Source organism: Kitasatospora sp. NPDC058046 (genome assembly GCF_042885595.1).
Lineage (GTDB): Bacteria > Actinomycetota > Actinomycetes > Streptomycetales > Streptomycetaceae > Kitasatospora.
This window is the reverse complement of sequence record NZ_JBHVRS010000007.1, coordinates 195,090-210,979: the sequence shown is the minus strand read 5'-3', so window position 1 is coordinate 210,979 and position 15,890 is coordinate 195,090. Positions and strand designations below refer to the sequence as shown.

The following is a 15,890-nucleotide window of genomic DNA, read 5'->3' as shown; positions in this document are numbered from 1 at the left end:
CGTCGGAGGGGCCGCCGGCGGTGCCGTGACGCGTGTGCGGCACGGCGGACACGTCCGGCGGGGGTCTCGGCCGCGAGGACGCGTGGAGCGGCACGAGGAGTGGAACGGGCGGTCGGCCGCGGGGGCGTTCGGAGCCCTGGTTTCCGCCGCGTCCCTCCGTTCCGTGACACCGGGCCCCCGGTGTCAGCGCTCGATCACCGTACCCCAGACAATGTGACAGTACAATGTCATGTTGTCCGAAGGGGCTGTGATCAGCCACTGGTGACGGATGGTCAGCAGTTCACGGACGGGACCGGACGGCGGGCGGTGGCGTGCCCGGGCCGGCCGGTGCGTAAGGTGGGTCCGCCGATGATCGTCCGCATGCCGGGAGGCCTCATGACCAGCACGCCAGCCGCCGACGCCCCGCTCCCGGTCGGGGTGATCGGCCTCGGCGACATCGCCCAGAAGGCCTACCTGCCGGTGCTCACCGCGCTGCCCGGGCTCGACCTGCGGCTGATGACCCGGGACGCGGCCAAGCTCGACCGGCTCGGCGAGACCCACCGGATCGCCCCCGAGCACCGCTTCACCGACCTCGGCGCGCTGATCGACAGCGGCATCCGCGCCGCCTTCGTGCACGCCGCCACCGACCAGCACGTCCCGATCGTCGAGCAGCTGCTCACCGCCGGGGTGGACGTCTACGTCGACAAGCCGCTCGACTACACCCTGGACGGCGCCCGCCGCCTGGTCGACCTCGCCGACCGCACCGGCCGCTCGCTGATGGTCGGCTTCAACCGCCGCTACGCGCCCGGCTACGCCCAGGCCAAGGAGCGCCCGCGCGACCTGATCGTGCTCCAGAAGAACCGCGAGGGCCTGGCCGAGGCGGCCCGCACCCTGGTGTTCGACGACTTCATCCACGTCGTGGACGTGCTGCGGTTCCTGGCCCCCGGCGAGATCGAGCACGTGGACGTCCGCGCCCGCACCCGGGACGGGCTGGTCGAGCACGTGGTGCTCACCCTCGGCGGCGAGGGCTTCACCGCCCTCGGCATCATGAACCGGGTCTCCGGCTCCACCGAGGAGGTGCTGGAGGTCTCAGGCGCCGACTCCAAGCGCGAGGTGCACAACCTGGCCGAGGTGGTCGACCACCGCGGCCAGCCGACCGTCCGCCGCCGCGGCGACTGGGTGCCGGTGGCCCGTCAGCGCGGCATCGAGCAGTGCGTGCTCGCCTTCCTGGCGGCCGTCCGCGCCGGGCACACCCTGGACGCCCACGACGCGCTGCGCACCCACGAGCTGTGCGAGCTGGTGGTGGAGCGGATCGAGGCTTCCTGGGAGTCCGCTGGGAGCGGGCTGTGAGAAACCCGGGCTGAGCGGCCGTCACGTCACCTGCGGGGAACCGTCCGTTCACCGTCGGGGTCTTGTCGGGGCATTTTCTACGCGCGTATCTTGAGGGGCGCCGCGGGGGGCGGGAGACCGTCCTCCGCTTCTTCGCCACGCGAGCAGCGCGCGCCCGACGCGCGCCTCCGCCCGGACCGCCGTGCCACGACCGTGCCGCACGACGGAGCTAGGAGCCCTGCCCCGGTGACCACCGCCCCCGCCTCCCGCCCCCGCAGAACCCTGCTGCGCGCCGCCCTGATCCCGGCCACGCTGGCCGCCTCGCTGGTGCTCGTCCCGCTGCCGGTGGCGAACGCCGCCGCGCCCGCGACCCCGGCCCCGACCGAGGCCGGCCCGCTGCGGATCCACGACATCCAGGGCAGCACCCGGATATCCCCGCAGGCCGGCAAGCCCGTCACCGGAGTGCCCGGCATCGTCACCGGCGTGCGCGCGTACGGCAGCGTCAAGGGCTTCTGGCTCCAGGACCCGAACCCCGACGCCGACCCGGCCACCAGCGAGGGCATCTTCGTCTACACCGGCGGCAACCCGACCGTGCAGGTCGGCGACTCGGTGCTGGTGAGCGGCAAGGTCACCGAGTACTACCCGAACTACAGCGGCGGCTCGCAGTCCATCACCGAGATCACCGCCCCCGGCATCACCGTCCTGTCGGCCGGCAACCCGCTGCCGGCCCCGGTGGTCGTGGACACCCGCAACATCCCCGGCACCTACGCCCCGCCGGCCGGCCCGGACGGCTCCATCGACGGCGGCACGCTCCAGCCGGAGAAGTACACCCTCGACTTCTACGAGTCGCTGGAGGGCATGCTCGTCCAGGTCAAGGACGTCCGGGTGGTGCAGGCGACCGACAAGTACAACGAGCTGTGGGTCGCCGCCGACAAGCAGGACCAGCGCAGCAAGCGCGGCGGCCTGCTGTACGAGTCGTACAAGGAGCCCAACGTCGGCCGGCTGATGATCCAGCAGCAGGCCCCGGTGAACCAGCGGCCGTTCCCGGTCGCCAACGTCGGCGACGAGCTGACCGGTGCCACCACCGGCCCGCTGGACTACAACAACTTCGGCGGCTACACCCTGGTCGCCGGCACCATGGGCACCCTGAAGGACAACCACCTCCAGCGCGAGGTCACCGCCCAGGCCGGCGACCGCGAACTCACCCTCGCCACCTACAACGTGGAGAACCTGGCCCCGGGCAACCCGGACGCCAAGTTCGCCGAGCTGGCCCAGGGCGTCGTCACCAACCTGCGCTCGCCCGACATCGTCGCCCTGGAGGAGATCCAGGACAACAACGGCAACAAGAACGACGGCACGGTGGACGCGAGCCAGACCGTCGCCAAGTTCATCGCCGCGATCAAGGCGGCCGGCGGCCCGTCCTACGACTGGCGCTCGGTCGACCCGCAGGACGGCAAGGACGGCGGCGAGCCCGGCGGCAACATCCGCCAGGTCTTCCTGTTCAACCCGCAGCGGGTGTCCTTCACCGACATCCCCGGCGGCAGCGCCACCACCGCCGTCGGCGTGACCGGCACCGGCGCGGGCACCGCGCTGACCGCCTCGCCCGGCCGGATCGAGCCGAACGACGAGGCCTGGACCAACAGCCGCAAGCCGCTGGTCGGCCAGTTCTCCTTCCGCGGCAAGAAGGTCTTCGTCATCGCCAACCACTTCAACAGCAAGGGCGGCGACCAGGGCATCGACAGCCGCTTCCAGCAGCCGACCCGCAGCTCCGAGGTGCAGCGGATCAAGCAGGCCACCGTCGAGCAGTCCTTCGTCGCCAAGCTGCTGGCCGCCGACAAGGAGGCCAAGGTCGTCTCCCTCGGCGACTTCAACGACTACCAGTTCTCGCCCGCGCTGGCCGCGCTCACCAAGGACGGCGTGCTGCGCGACCTGGTGAACGAGCTGCCGGAGACCGAGCAGTACTCGTACGTCTACCAGGGCAACTCGCAGGTGCTGGACCACATCCTGGTCAGCCCCGAGGTCGGCTACGCCAAGTACGACGTGGTGCACATCAACGCCGAGTTCGCCCAGCAGGCCAGCGACCACGACCCGCAGGTGGTCCGCATCAAGCCGTAGTCCGGGCACCGGTTACGCTGCCTCCGCCGCCGGTGATCACCGGCGGCGGAGGCAGCGCCGTGTGACGGGGAGACGATGGACCACCGGATCGAGCGGATCGGACGCGAGGACTGGCAGCGCCTGCGGAAGGTACGGCTGGCCCAACTCCTCGACACGCCCCTGGCGTTCGGCGAGACCCACGAGTACGCGAGCCACCAGGGCGAGGGCAACTGGCGGGCCCGCTGCAACTGGGTCAACGAGCCCGACAAGCTCGGCCTGGTCGCGGTGGACGCCACGGGGGAGTGGGTCGCCACCATGCTGTCCGTCCCGAACCGGGAGCAGCCCGGCGCGCTCGACCTGATCGGCGTCTGGGTGGACCCGGCGCACCGCGGCCGCGGGCACGGCGTCGCCGACGCCCTGCTGGACGCGGTGCTCGCCTGGGCGCGGGTCCGCGGCGCCGGGCGGATGCTGCTCGGGGTGCACGAGGCCAACCTCCGCGCCGCCGCCTTCTACCTGCGGCGCGGGTTCGTCCACACCGGCGGGTCCACGCCGTACGTGCTGGACCCCTCGGCGCGGATCCTGGAGATGGCCCTCCCGCTGGACTGACCGGCCCGGCGGGAGGGCCCCGGCTCCGCGGAGGCGCGGCCCGGAGTCGGTACGGCTCAGCCCAGGTACCGGGCCAGCGCCTCGCCGGTCAGCGTGGAGCGAGCGGCGACCAGCTCGGCCGGGGTGCCCTCGAAGACCACCCGACCGCCGTCGTGGCCGGCACCCGGCCCGAGGTCGATGATCCAGTCGGCGTGCGCCATCACCGCCGGGTGGTGCTCGATCACGATGACCGACTTGCCGGACTCGACCAGCCGGTCCAGCAGCCCCAGCAACTGCTCGACGTCGGCCAGGTGCAGGCCGGTGGTCGGCTCGTCCAGCACGTAGACGCCGCCCTTGTCCGCCATGTGGGTGGCCAGCTTGAGCCGCTGCCGCTCGCCGCCGGAGAGCGTGGTCAGCGGCTGGCCGAGGCTCAGGTAGCCGAGCCCGACGTCGGCCAGCCGCTCCAGGATCCGGTGCGCGGCCGGGAGCTTCGCCTCGCCCGAGCCGAAGAACTCCTCCGCCTCGGTCACCGACATCGCCAGCACCTCGGCGATGTCCCGCCCGCCCAGGTGGTACTCCAGCACCGCCGGCTGGTAGCGCTTGCCCTCGCAGTCCTCGCAGGTGGTGGCCACCCCGGCCATCATCGCCAGGTCGGTGTAGACCACCCCGGCGCCGTTGCAGGTCGGGCAGGCGCCCTCGGAGTTGGCGCTGAACAGGGCCGGCTTCACGCCGTTGGCCTTGGCGAAGGCCTTGCGGACGGGTTCGAGCAGCCCGGTGTAGGTGGCCGGGTTGCTGCGCCGGGAGCCCTTGATCGCCCCCTGGTCGACCGAGACCACGCCCTCGTCGACCGGGATCGAGCCGTGGATCAGCGAGCTCTTGCCGGAGCCCGCCACCCCGGTCACCACCGTGAGCACCCCGAGCGGGACGTCCACGTCCACGTCCCGCAGGTTGTGGGTGCTCGCGCCGCGGATCTCCAGCGTGCCGGTGGGCTTCCGTACGGCCTCGCGCAGCGCCGTCCGGTCGGACAGGTGGCGGCCGGTCACCGTGCCGCCGGCGCGCAGCCCCGCCACGTCGCCCTCGTAGCAGACCGTGCCGCCGGCCGCACCGGCCCCCGGTCCGAGGTCGACCACGTGGTCGGCGATCGCGATGGTCTGCGGCTTGTGCTCCACCACCAGCACCGTGTTGCCCTTGTCCCGCAGGCGCAGCAGCAGCCGGTTCATCCGGTCGATGTCGTGCGGGTGCAGGCCGGTGGTGGGCTCGTCGAAGACGTACGTGGTGTCGGTGAGCGAGGAACCGAGGTGGCGGATCATCTTGACCCGCTGCGCCTCGCCGCCGGACAGCGTGCCGGAGGGGCGGTCCAGCGAGAGGTAGCCGAGGCCGATCTCCACGAAGGAGTCGAGGGCCTGCCGGAGCGTGCCGAGCAGCGGCGCCACCGAGGGCTCGTCGAGGTCGCGGACCCAGTCGGCGAGGTCGCTGATCTGCATCGCGCAGGCGTCGGCGATGCTGATCCCGGCGATCTTCGAGGACCGGGCCGCCGCGCTGAGCCGGGTGCCCTCGCAGTCGGGGCAGGCGGTGAAGGTCACGGCCCGCTCCACGAAGGCCCGGATGTGCGGCTGCAGCGCTTCCTTGTCCTTGGAGAGCATCGACTTCTGGATCTTGGGGATCAGGCCCTCGTAGGTGAGGTTGACGCCGTTGACCTTGACCTTGGTCGGCTCCCGGTACAGGAAGTCCTGCATCTCCTTCTTGGTGAACTTCCGGATCGGCTTGTCCGGGTCGAGGAAGCCCGAGTTGGCGTAGACGCCGACCGTCCACCAGCTGTCGGTCTTCCAGCCGGGGATGGTGAACGCGCCCTCGGAGATCGACTTGCTGTCGTCGTACAGCTGGCTGAGGTCGATGTCCGAGACGCTGCCGCGGCCCTCGCAGCGCGGGCACATGCCGCCGGTGATGCTGAAGCTGCGCCGCTCCTTGACCGTCTTGCCGCCGCGCTCGACGGTGACGGCGCCGGCGCCGCTGATCGACGGGACGTTGAAGGAGAAGGCCTTGGGGGAGCCGATGTGCGGGGTGCCGAGGCGGCTGAACAGGATGCGCAGCATCGCGTTGGCGTCGGTGGCGGTGCCGACGGTGGAGCGCGGGTCGGCGCCCATCCGCTGCTGGTCGACGATGATCGCGGTGGTCAGGCCTTCGAGGACGTCCACCTCGGGCCGGGCCAGGGTGGGCATGAAGCCCTGGACGAAGGCGCTGTAGGTCTCGTTGATCAGCCGCTGGGACTCGGCGGCGACGGTGTCGAAGACCAGCGAGCTCTTGCCCGAGCCGGACACCCCGGTGAACACCGTCAGCCGGCGCTTGGGGATGTCGATGCTGACGTCCTTGAGGTTGTTCTCGCGCGCGCCGTGCACGCGGATCAGGTCGTGGCTGTCGGCGACGTGCGGCTGCGCGTCCGTCCGCTTGGGCATCGTTCTCTTCGCTCCCTGGCTCTCGGCGGTCTCTCGGGGGTCTCTCTGAGGCCTCTCTGGGGGAGGGGCCGGCGGGCCCGGCCCCGCGGCCGCCGTCGGTGTGCTCGAACCCTTCGATCCAACCATCGATCCGGCCGGGATCGAACGGCTTTCGGGTGCGGCCGACGGCGGGGAGGGCCGGGCCCCGGCGCCCTCGGGCCGGGCCGGGCTTGTCCCGGCCCAGCCGGCTCAGCTGAGCTCGTTGAAGCGGACCATGGTGCCCGCCGGGTCGCGGAACGCGCAGTCGCGGACGCCGTACGGCTGCCTGGTCGGCTCCTGGACGAGCTCGGCGCCGCCGGACTTCAGCCGGTCGAAGACGCCGTCCAGGTCGCGGGTGCCCAGGACGACCCGGGCGTAGGTGCCCTTGGCCATCATCTCGGTGATGGTCCGCTGCTCCTCCTCGGTGCGGCCCGGGTCGGCGGAGGCCGGCTCCAGCACCAGGGAGACGTCCGGCTGGCCGGCCGGGCCGACGGTGATCCAGCGCATCGGGCCGCCGCCGACGTCGCTGCGCACCTCGAAGCCGAGCAGGTCGCGGTAGAAGGCGAGGGAGGCCTCGGGGTCGGTGTGCGGGAGGAAGGTCCAGTGAATGGTGAGGTCGCTCATGACTGCAACGCTAGGCGCGCACCCCGGCCGCGCGCTTCTCGAATCCTGATCGCTTCCCGTCCCTCCCCGTGGCGCTCCTCGCGGCGCTCCTCGGGGAGGAACGACCGTGCCGGCCGCCTCGGGGGAGACGGCCGGCGCGGGTCGGAGCACGGTTCCTAGCAGTCGGGGATGGTCGTGCCGTTGTTGTCCTTGGCCGTGTCGTTGCCCCAGCGGGAGAGGTAGAACGCGGAGACCCACTGGCCGGCGGGGCCCCCGTCGGCGTCGGTCTTCAGCCACCAGTGGTTGACGCTGCCGCCGTTGGAGACCTCGCGGCCCCAGGCCTTGCAGTAGACGTAGTTCGTCCCCTGGTTCAGCGTCCCGGTGGCGTTGGTGGAGGTCGGCGAGGAGTAGACGCTCGCGCTGGCGAAGGTGTCCACCCAGTACTTGCCGGTGGCGGGCGGGGTGCCGCCGCCGGGGCAGGTGGGGATGGTCGTGCCGTTGTTGTCCTTGGCGGTGTCGTTGCCCCAGCGGGACAGGTAGAACGCGGACACCCACTGGCCGCCGGGGCCGGAGTCCGGGTCGGTCTTCAGCCACCAGTGGTTGAAGGCGCTGCCGTTGGAGACCTCGCGGCCCCAGGCCTTGCAGTAGACGTAGTTCGTGCCCTGGTACAGCGTCCCGGTGCTGGTGGTGGAGGTCGGGGAGCCGTACACCGGCGCGTTGGCGAGGGTGTCCACCCAGTACTGGCCGCTGTTCGACGGGGGCGTGGTCGGCGGCGGGGTGGTGGAGCCGGGGCCGTACAGCCGGATGGCGCCGTAGTAGTCGCCGTGCGAGGAGAGCGTCGCCACCTGGACGTAGCCGCCGGAGTAGGGGGCCTCGACTATCCAGCCCTGCCCGAGGTACATCGCGACGTGGTGGATGGTGGAGGCGGTGTTGCCGAAGTACACCAGGTCGCCGGGGAGCAGCGGTGCGGTCCCGTCCGCCCGGTAGTAGCGGGCGACGGCGCGGGAGGTCGGCCACTGGGTCCGGGTGGTGCCGTTGATGACGTCGTCGCCGACCGCCAGGTCGTAGGCGTAGCGGACCATGCCGGAGCAGTCCAGGCCGCGGACGTTGCAGTCGTTGGGGGCGCCGTTGGCGGGGTCGCAGAGGCCGTACGTCGGGCCGGGCCGCGAGCCGTGGCCGCCGCCCCACGAGTACGGGGTGCCGATCAGCCCGCAGGCGGAGCGGACGGCGGCGGTCGCCTGCGGCGCCGCACCGGTGGAGAGCACCCCGCAGGCGGGCGCCGCCTCGGCCGCGCCGGCACCGGCGAAGAACACTCCGACCGACACCAGCAGCGACAGCAGGGCCGCCCACCGCAGCGGGGCGACCAGCCACCGCGACAGAACGTTTACGCGCGTAGTCATGGTCGCGAATACTTCCGGAGCCGCTGACTCCGGGTCAATGGTCCTGTCCCCCATACCTCCTGTGGTCCGCACACTTGCCGGTGTGCAGGTCACGGGCACGACTACCGGCAACAAGGGGGCAGCCCGGCGCGGACGTGCCGCAGCGGCCGCCGGGTCGGGCTGCTCGCCCCCGGGTGGCACCGGGGCGGGCCGTCACACCCCGGCGGCCAGGGCGGGCGTCGGGACGACCCAGAGCTCGGCGGGGCCGTTGATGATGGCGGACTCCAGCCGGGCCGGCGTCGGACGGGACGGGTCCAGGGCGCTGTCGGGGTAGGCGCCGAACAGGCCCTCCAGGGCCACCTCGGTCTCCAGTCGGGCGAGGGGCGCGCCGAGGCAGAAGTGCGGGCCGTAGCCGAAGGCCAGGTGCTCCTTGTCGGGGCGCGTCGGGTCGAAGTCGTCCGGCCGCTCCGGGTGGACCTCCGGGTCCCGGCCGGCCGCGCCGAAGCCGAGCAGGATCGGCTCGCCCCGCCGGATGACCACGCCCTCGCCCAGGTCGACGTCCTCCAGCGGGTAGCGGAGCGGGAGGTGCATCGCCGGGCTCTCGTAGCGCAGGGTCTCCTCGACGACGGCTTCCCAGCCGAGGGTGCCCGCGCGGACCTCGGCCAGGTGGCGGGGGTGGGCGAGGAGGGCCTGGACGGCGCTGGTGATGAGGTTGACCGCGGTCTCGTACCCGGCGCCGAGCATCAGGAAGAGGATGTCGCGGGACTCCTCCTCGCTGCGGCCGGTCCCGTCGCCGGTGTCGACGGCCGCCACGTCGCTGGCGAGGTCCGGGCCGGGGTCGCGCCGCTTGAGCGCCAGCAGCTCGGTCAGCACCACGTTGATCTCCGCGCGGGAGCGCGTCATCTGCTCGTTCGTGGCCGTCGTCGTCAGCAGGGTGTCCATCGCCGTGCCGATGGGCGGCCGCATGTCGGCGGGGACGCCGAAGAGGTCGCAGATCACCGTCATGGTCAGCGGACGCGAGAGGGCGTGGCGCAGGTCCACGGCCTCGCCGGGGCCGAGCGTACGGAACGCGCCGACCAGGGTGGCGGTGGTCTTCTCGATGCCGGGCCGCAGCGCGGACACCCGGCGGGGCGCGAACGAGGGCGCCATCCGGCGCCGGGCCGAGCGGTGTTCGCCGCCGTAGAGGTTGAAGAAGTTCTGCTGGAACGCGATCGGCCCCATCGGCCAGCCCTCGGGCACCGAGGCCAGGCCGGGCCAGTGCCTGCGCGGGTCGCGGGAGATCCGCGGATCGCCGGTGAGGGCGCGGATCACCGAGCTGCGGGTCACGGACCAGGCGATGATGCCGCCGGGGAGTTCGACCCGCACGGCGGGCCCGGCGGAGCGGAGCTCGGCGTTCTGTCGGTGCGGGTCCCGGGCGGTCATGTCCAGCACCGGGCAGCGGCTGACGTCTGGATCTGGAGCCATGGTGTTGCTCCTCAGGATCTCTCGGGTTGCCCCGGGCGGGCCGTGCCGGGGCACGGTCCACCGTCTCCGGGGCCTGTGCTCCGTTGTAGAGGCGTGTGGCGCGGTCGTCAACGGGGCCGGGGCCCGTCCGTGGCGTTCGGCGCCGGTCGCCGCGCCGGGTCTTTCCCCTTTTCCCGGGTGCGGCACGACATCACCGGCGCCCGGGGCGGGCCCGCCCATAAGGCATACGGGCATCGGGAACGCAAATCGGCGATATGCGGAACGGCGGAATGCGTAATGCGCCGCACGGTCGGCCGTCCTGGATTCAGAGGTAAGGCCATGGCTTCACCAGGTAAGTCAAGACTTACCTTCGAGGGGCTTTGACCGTATGGTGTGGCTCGAATCGAAGGAGTCCCCCGTGTCGAATACGAATGATCCCGTTGTGCGCGCGGTTGCGTCGGAGCGGGATTATGTGTCCGCCCTGTATGAATTCCTCGCCGAGCGGCTTTCCGAGGCGCGAATGCACCGGGCGGGTCTGCTGAAGGCCCCGGCGGAAAGCGCCGGTGAGGCGTACGAGAGGGAAATCGCCGCCGATCGGCTGGCCAGGGAAATCGGCCGGCTGGAGGGCGCCGAAAAGGGCCTGGTATTCGGGCGGATCGACTGGGCGGACGGCACGGCCCTGCGCATCGGGCGGATCGGACTGCACCGGGAGGAGGACGACCTGCCCCTACTCGTGGACTGGCGTGCGAACGCGGCGCGGCCGTTCTACGAGGCGACGCCGGTCCACCCGATGGGCCTGCGGCGGCGCCGGCACCTGCGCCTGGAGGAGCGCACGGTCGTCTCGGTGAGCGACGAGCTGCTGGACGGGAGCGCCCCGACCGAGGAGGACGTCGTGGGGGACGGCCCGCTGACCGAGGCGCTGTCGGCACGGCGCACGGGCCGGATGGAGGCGGCCGTCGCCACGCTGCAGGCCGAGCAGGACGAGGTGGTCCGCTCCGCCCACCGCGGGGTGACCGTGGTGCAGGGCGGGCCGGGCACCGGAAAGACGGTGGTCGCCCTGCACCGGGCGGCCTACGTCCTGTACGCGTTCCCGCGCGCCGCGGAGGAGGGCGTCCTGGTGGTGGGCCCGAACGCCCGGTTCCTCGACTACATCTCCCAGGTCCTCCCCTCGCTCGGCGAGAACGACGTCGTCCTGGCGACCTGCCGGGAGCTGGCCGGAGTGTCGCCGGCCGCGGCGGACCGGTTCGACACGGCGCGGCTCAAGGGCGGCGCCGAGCTCGCCGACGCCCTGGCCGGCCTGCTGCGCGCCTACCAGGCCCCCGCCGGCGACTTCACCGTGCGGGTCGGACGGGAGCCGGTCCACCTGTCCGACGAGGAGGTCGCCACGGCACGCGACGCCGCCGCGGCGGCCGTACCGGGGCACAATCCCGCGCGCCAGGTGTTCAAGGAACTCCTGGTCGACGCCGTCACCGACGCGATGCAACGGGACATGGGCGACGTCCTGGAGCAGATCGACGCCGACACCGTCGCGATGACGGGCCTGGACCTCGACCGGTTCACGGGGGCCGGCCGGCACCGCGGCGAGGGCGCGGCCGACACGGGTCCGGCGCACGAGCTGGACCTGGACGCCCTCCGGGCCGATCTCCTCGACGACGCCGGCCTCGACCGGGCGGTCGAGGCGCTGTGGCCGCGGCTGGCACCCGGCGACCTCGTGCGGGCGCTCCTGACGGACGCCGACGCCCTCGCCGAGCAGCTGCCCCGCCTGACCGGGCAGGAGCGGTCCCTGCTGCTGCGCGGTCCGGACGCCCCGTGGACCGACGCCGACGTGCCGCTGCTGGACGAGGCGGCGAGCCTGGTCGACGGCCCCCCGGAGCGGACGTACGGGCACGTCGTCGTCGACGAGGCGCAGGAACTGACCGCCATGCAGTGGCGGATGATCGTCCGCCGCTGCCCGGCGCGGGCGATGACGCTGGTCGGCGACTTCGCCCAGGCGGGCCCGGTCGCGACGGCGCGCGACTGGAAGGAGGCGCTGGCCCCCCACGTCGGACCGCGGTTCAGGCTGCACGACCTGACCGTCAGCTACCGCACCACGCAGGAGATCCTGGAGAGCGTCCGGGGCCTGCTCGCGCGGATCGCCCCGGAGCAGAAGCCCACCCGGTCGCTGCGCGCCGGTGAGAGCCCCCGCACCGTGACCACGCCCCCGGACGGGTTGGCCGCCGCCGTCCTCCGGGAACTCCGGGCCCAGAGCGCCGCACACCCGGGCGAGCTGCTGGGAGTGGTCTGCGCGGACACCAGGGTGGGCGAGCTGACGGCCCGGGGCATCGCCCACCACGCGCGCGTCGTGCCGGCCTCCGAGGCGCGCGGCCTGGAGTTCGACGGGGTCCTCGTCGTGGACCCGGAGGAGATCACCGCGGCCCGCCCCGGCGGGGAGCGGGGCCTGTACGTGGCCCTGACCAGGGCCACCAAGCGCCTCTGCACGATCACCGTGCAGCCCGCCTGACGCGCCCCGGCGCCCGCGCCGCCGCCGCGGGCGCGCCCGGCGCGGGACGGACACCGGGGCGCGCCGTGGGCGGGGTACACCGGATCGCAGAAAACAAGCAAGCGTGATTGCTTTTTTCTGCGGGCGGTGCCACGCTGCTGGCGGTGGCGCCCGTCGAAGGGTGCGCCCAACTCACCGGCAGGGGAGGCGCATTGGTGCGCGACGGCGCGGTACTGCGGATCGGCAACGCCTCGGGGTTCTACGGGGACCGCTTCGCCGCGGTGCGGGAGATGCTCACCGGCGGGCCGCTGGACGTGCTCACCGGGGACTACCTGGCCGAGCTGACCATGCTGATCCTCGCCCGGGACCGGTTGAAGGACCCGTCGCTGGGCTACGCCCGGACCTTCCTGCGCCAGATGGAGGAGTGCCTCGGCCTGGCCCGCGAGCGCGACGTGAGGATCGTGGTCAACGCGGGCGGCCTCAACCCGGCCCGGCTCGCCGAGGAGCTGCGCGCGCTGGCCCGGCGGCTCGGCGTCGAGGCGGCCGTCGCCCATGTCGAGGGCGACGACCTGCTCCCGCGCCGAGCCGAATTCGGCTTGCCGGACGGCCTGTTGGCCGCCAACGCCTACCTCGGCGGGTTCGGGATCGCCGCCTGCCTGAACGGCGGCGCCGACGTGGTGGTGACCGGCCGGGTGACGGACGCGGCGCTGGTCGTCGGCCCCGGGATCGCCCGCTTCGGCTGGACCCCGGAGGACCTGGACGCCCTGGCCGGCGCCGTGGTGGCCGGGCACGTCCTGGAGTGCGGCGCCCAGGCGACCGGCGGCAACTACGCCTTCTTCCACGAGCACGACGTGACCCGCCCCGGCTTCCCGCTGGCCGAACTGCGCGCCGACGGCTCCAGTGTGATCACCAAGCATCCGGGCACCGGCGGCGCCGTCACCACCGGCACCGTCACCGCCCAACTCCTGTACGAGACCGGCGGACCGCGCTACCTCGGCCCGGACGTCACGGCCCGGCTGGACACCGTGCGGCTCACCGAGGAGGGGCCGGACCGGGTCCGGATCGACGGCGTGCGCGGCGAGGCCCCGCCGCCCACCCTGAAGGCGGGCCTCAACCGGCTCGGCGGCCACCTCAACGAGGTGGTGTACGTCCTCACCGGCCTGGACATCGAGGCCAAGGCCGCCCTGGTGCGGCGGCAGTTCGCCGACGCCCTGCCGCCCGCCGCCCGCCCCGCCGAACTGCGCTGGACCCTCGTCCGCACCGACCACCCGGACGCCGCCACCGAGGAGACCGCCTCCGCGCTGCTGCGGCTGACCGCCCGGGACCAGGACCCGGCCAAGGTCGGGCGCCAACTAGGCAAGGCCGCCGTCGAATCGGGGCTGTCCGGGTACCCGGGCTTCCACCTCACCGCCCCGCCCGGACCGGGCACGCCGTACGGGGTGTTCAGCGCCGTGTCCGTCGACCCGAAGGCCGTCGAGCACACCGCCGTCCTGCCGGACGGCCGCCGGATCGCCGTCCCGCCGGCGCCCGTCACCGGCTACGCGGCCCAACCCGACCGGCCCGAAGCCGAGTTGCCCGAACCGCTCCCCGAGGGCCCGACCCGGCGGGCCCCGCTCGGCCTGGTGGCCGGCGCCCGCAGCGGCGACAAGGGCGGGGACGCCAACCTCGGCGTCTGGGCCCGCTCCGAGGACGGCTGGCGCTGGCTGGCGCACGTCCTCACCGTGGAGAAGCTGCGCGAACTCCTGCCCGAGACCGAGGAGTTGACCGTCACCCGGCGCCTGCTGCCGAACCTGCGGGCGGTCAACTTCACCCTCACCGGCCTGCTCGGCGAGGGCGTCGCCGCCCGGCACCGCTTCGACCCGCAGGCCAAGGCCCTCGGGGAGTGGCTGCGCGCCCGCCACCTCGACATCCCGGAGGTCCTGCTGTGACCGTCCTGCCCACCCGCGTCGACCCGGCCGGGCCCGAGTACGCCGGGCACCGCGCCGCGATGGTCGCCAAGCTCGCCGAGCTCGACGCCGAGCACGCCAAGGCGCTGGCGGGCGGCGGCCCCCGGTACGTGGAGCGCCACCGCGGGCGCGGCAAGCTGCTGGCCCGTGAGCGGATCGAGCTGCTGGTCGACCCGGACTCCCCGTTCCTGGAGCTGTCCCCGCTGGCCGCCTGGGGGAGCGATTACCCGGTGGGCGCGGCCCTGGTCACCGGTATCGGGGTGGTCGAGGGCGTCGAGTGCGTGATCACCGCCAACGACCCGACGGTGCGCGGCGGCGCCAGCAACCCCTGGACCCTGCGCAAGGCCCTGCGGGCCAACGAGATCGCGCTGGAGAACCGCCTCCCGCTGGTCAACCTGGTCGAGTCCGGCGGCGCCGACCTGCCCAGCCAGAAGGAGATCTTCATCCCCGGCGGCGCCCTGTTCCGCGACCTCACCCGGCTCTCCGCCGCCGGAATCCCCACCGTGGCCGTGGTGTTCGGCAACTCGACGGCCGGCGGCGCCTACGTGCCCGGCATGTCCGACCACACCGTGCTGGTCAAGGAGCGGGCCAAGGTCTTCCTCGGCGGCCCGCCGCTGGTGCGGATGGCCACCGGCGAGGAGGCCGACGACGAGTCGCTCGGCGGCGCCGAGATGCACGCCCGGGTCTCCGGGCTGGCCGACCACGTCGCGGCGGACGAGGCGGACGCGCTGCGGATCGCCCGCCGGATCGTCGCCCGGCTCGACCACCGCAAGCCCGGCCCCGGCCCGGACCGGAGCGCCGAGCCGCCCAGGTACGACGAGGAGGAGCTGCTGGGCATCGTCCCGGGCGACCTCAAGGTGCCCTTCGACCCGCGCGAGGTGATCGCCCGGATCGTCGACGGCTCCGACTTCGACGAGTTCAAGCCGCTCTACGGCACCAGCCTGGCCACCGGCTGGGCCCGCCTGCACGGCTACCCGGTCGGCGTCCTGGCCAACGCCCAGGGCGTGCTGTTCAGCCAGGAGTCCCAGAAGGCCGCCCAGTTCATCCAGCTGGCGAACCGGCGGAACACCCCGCTGCTGTTCCTGCACAACACCACCGGCTACATGGTCGGCAAGGACTACGAGCAGGGCGGCATCATCAAGCACGGCGCGATGATGATCAACGCCGTCGCCAACTCCACCGTCCCGCACCTGTCCGTGCTGATGGGCGCCTCCTACGGGGCCGGCCACTACGGCATGTGCGGCCGGGCGTACGAACCACGCTTCCTCTTCTCCTGGCCGAGCGCCAAGTCCGCCGTGATGGGCCCGCAGCAGCTCGCCGGGGTGCTGTCGATCGTCGCCCGGCAGTCGGCCGCGGCGAAGGGCCGGCCGTACGACGAGGACGCTGACGCGGCGATCCGGGCGATGGTCGAGCAGCAGATCGAGGCCGAGTCCCTGCCGGTGTTCCTGTCCGGCCGGCTCTACGACGACGGCGTCATCGACCCGCGCGACACCCGTACGGTGCTCGGCCTCTGCCTGTCCGCGATCCACAACGCCCCGGTCGAGGGCGCGCGTGGCTACGGCGTCTTCCGGATGTGAGGGAC

General features: G+C 73.0%; 10 protein-coding genes. 6 read left to right on the top strand and 4 right to left on the bottom strand.

Annotation, left to right across the window (positions count from 1 at the left end):
- The first annotated feature begins 375 nt into the window (after positions 1 to 375).
- The 3 genes from ACFVU7_RS17290 to ACFVU7_RS17280 all read left to right on the top strand — a co-directional run bounded on the left by ACFVU7_RS17290 (position 376) and on the right by ACFVU7_RS17280 (position 4,008).
- Positions 376 to 1,329 carry a Gfo/Idh/MocA family protein gene (locus tag ACFVU7_RS17290; protein ID WP_388045772.1) on the top strand — a complete coding sequence of 318 codons (954 nt, stop codon included), beginning with the start codon at positions 376 to 378 and terminating at the stop codon, positions 1,327 to 1,329.
- Between the two features lie 225 nt (positions 1,330 to 1,554).
- On the top strand, positions 1,555 to 3,423 hold the full coding sequence (locus ACFVU7_RS17285; RefSeq protein ID WP_388045770.1) for an endonuclease/exonuclease/phosphatase family protein: 1,869 nt from the start codon (positions 1,555 to 1,557) through the stop codon (positions 3,421 to 3,423).
- A gap of 75 nt (positions 3,424 to 3,498) precedes the next feature.
- Positions 3,499 to 4,008, top strand: a complete 510-nt coding sequence (locus tag ACFVU7_RS17280) for a GNAT family N-acetyltransferase (protein WP_388045768.1) — start codon at positions 3,499 to 3,501, stop codon at positions 4,006 to 4,008.
- Positions 4,009 to 4,064: 56 nt separating this feature from the next.
- On the opposite strand, the gene ACFVU7_RS17275 is transcribed toward ACFVU7_RS17280, so the two are convergent.
- The 4 genes from ACFVU7_RS17275 to ACFVU7_RS17260 all read right to left on the bottom strand — a co-directional run bounded on the left by ACFVU7_RS17275 (position 4,065) and on the right by ACFVU7_RS17260 (position 9,904).
- Positions 4,065 to 6,440: an ATP-binding cassette domain-containing protein gene (locus ACFVU7_RS17275; protein ID WP_388045766.1), complete on the bottom strand. Its 2,376-nt coding sequence runs from the start codon at positions 6,438 to 6,440 to the stop codon at positions 4,065 to 4,067.
- 228 nt (positions 6,441 to 6,668) lie between these two features.
- Positions 6,669 to 7,082, bottom strand: coding sequence for a VOC family protein (locus ACFVU7_RS17270; RefSeq protein WP_380782598.1), 414 nt, complete (start codon positions 7,080 to 7,082; stop codon positions 6,669 to 6,671).
- 155 nt (positions 7,083 to 7,237) lie between these two features.
- Entirely contained in the window at positions 7,238 to 8,461 is a 1,224-nt protein-coding gene (locus ACFVU7_RS17265; protein WP_388045763.1) for a C40 family peptidase, read from the bottom strand.
- Between the two features lie 192 nt (positions 8,462 to 8,653).
- Positions 8,654 to 9,904, bottom strand: coding sequence for a cytochrome P450 (locus tag ACFVU7_RS17260; protein WP_388045762.1), 1,251 nt, complete (start codon positions 9,902 to 9,904; stop codon positions 8,654 to 8,656).
- Between the two features lie 451 nt (positions 9,905 to 10,355).
- On the opposite strand from ACFVU7_RS17260, the gene ACFVU7_RS17255 reads away from it, so the two are divergent.
- The 3 genes from ACFVU7_RS17255 to ACFVU7_RS17245 all read left to right on the top strand — a co-directional run bounded on the left by ACFVU7_RS17255 (position 10,356) and on the right by ACFVU7_RS17245 (position 15,885).
- On the top strand, positions 10,356 to 12,383 hold the full coding sequence (locus ACFVU7_RS17255; protein ID WP_388045760.1) for a HelD family protein: 2,028 nt from the start codon (positions 10,356 to 10,358) through the stop codon (positions 12,381 to 12,383).
- Positions 12,384 to 12,577: 194 nt separating this feature from the next.
- On the top strand, positions 12,578 to 14,290 hold the full coding sequence (locus ACFVU7_RS17250; RefSeq protein WP_388045758.1) for an acyclic terpene utilization AtuA family protein: 1,713 nt from the start codon (positions 12,578 to 12,580) through the stop codon (positions 14,288 to 14,290).
- Positions 14,287 to 15,885, top strand: coding sequence for an acyl-CoA carboxylase subunit beta (locus ACFVU7_RS17245; protein ID WP_388045756.1), 1,599 nt, complete (start codon positions 14,287 to 14,289; stop codon positions 15,883 to 15,885). The genes ACFVU7_RS17250 and ACFVU7_RS17245 overlap by 4 nt, the downstream gene beginning before the upstream one ends.
- Positions 15,886 to 15,890 lie beyond the last annotated feature (5 nt).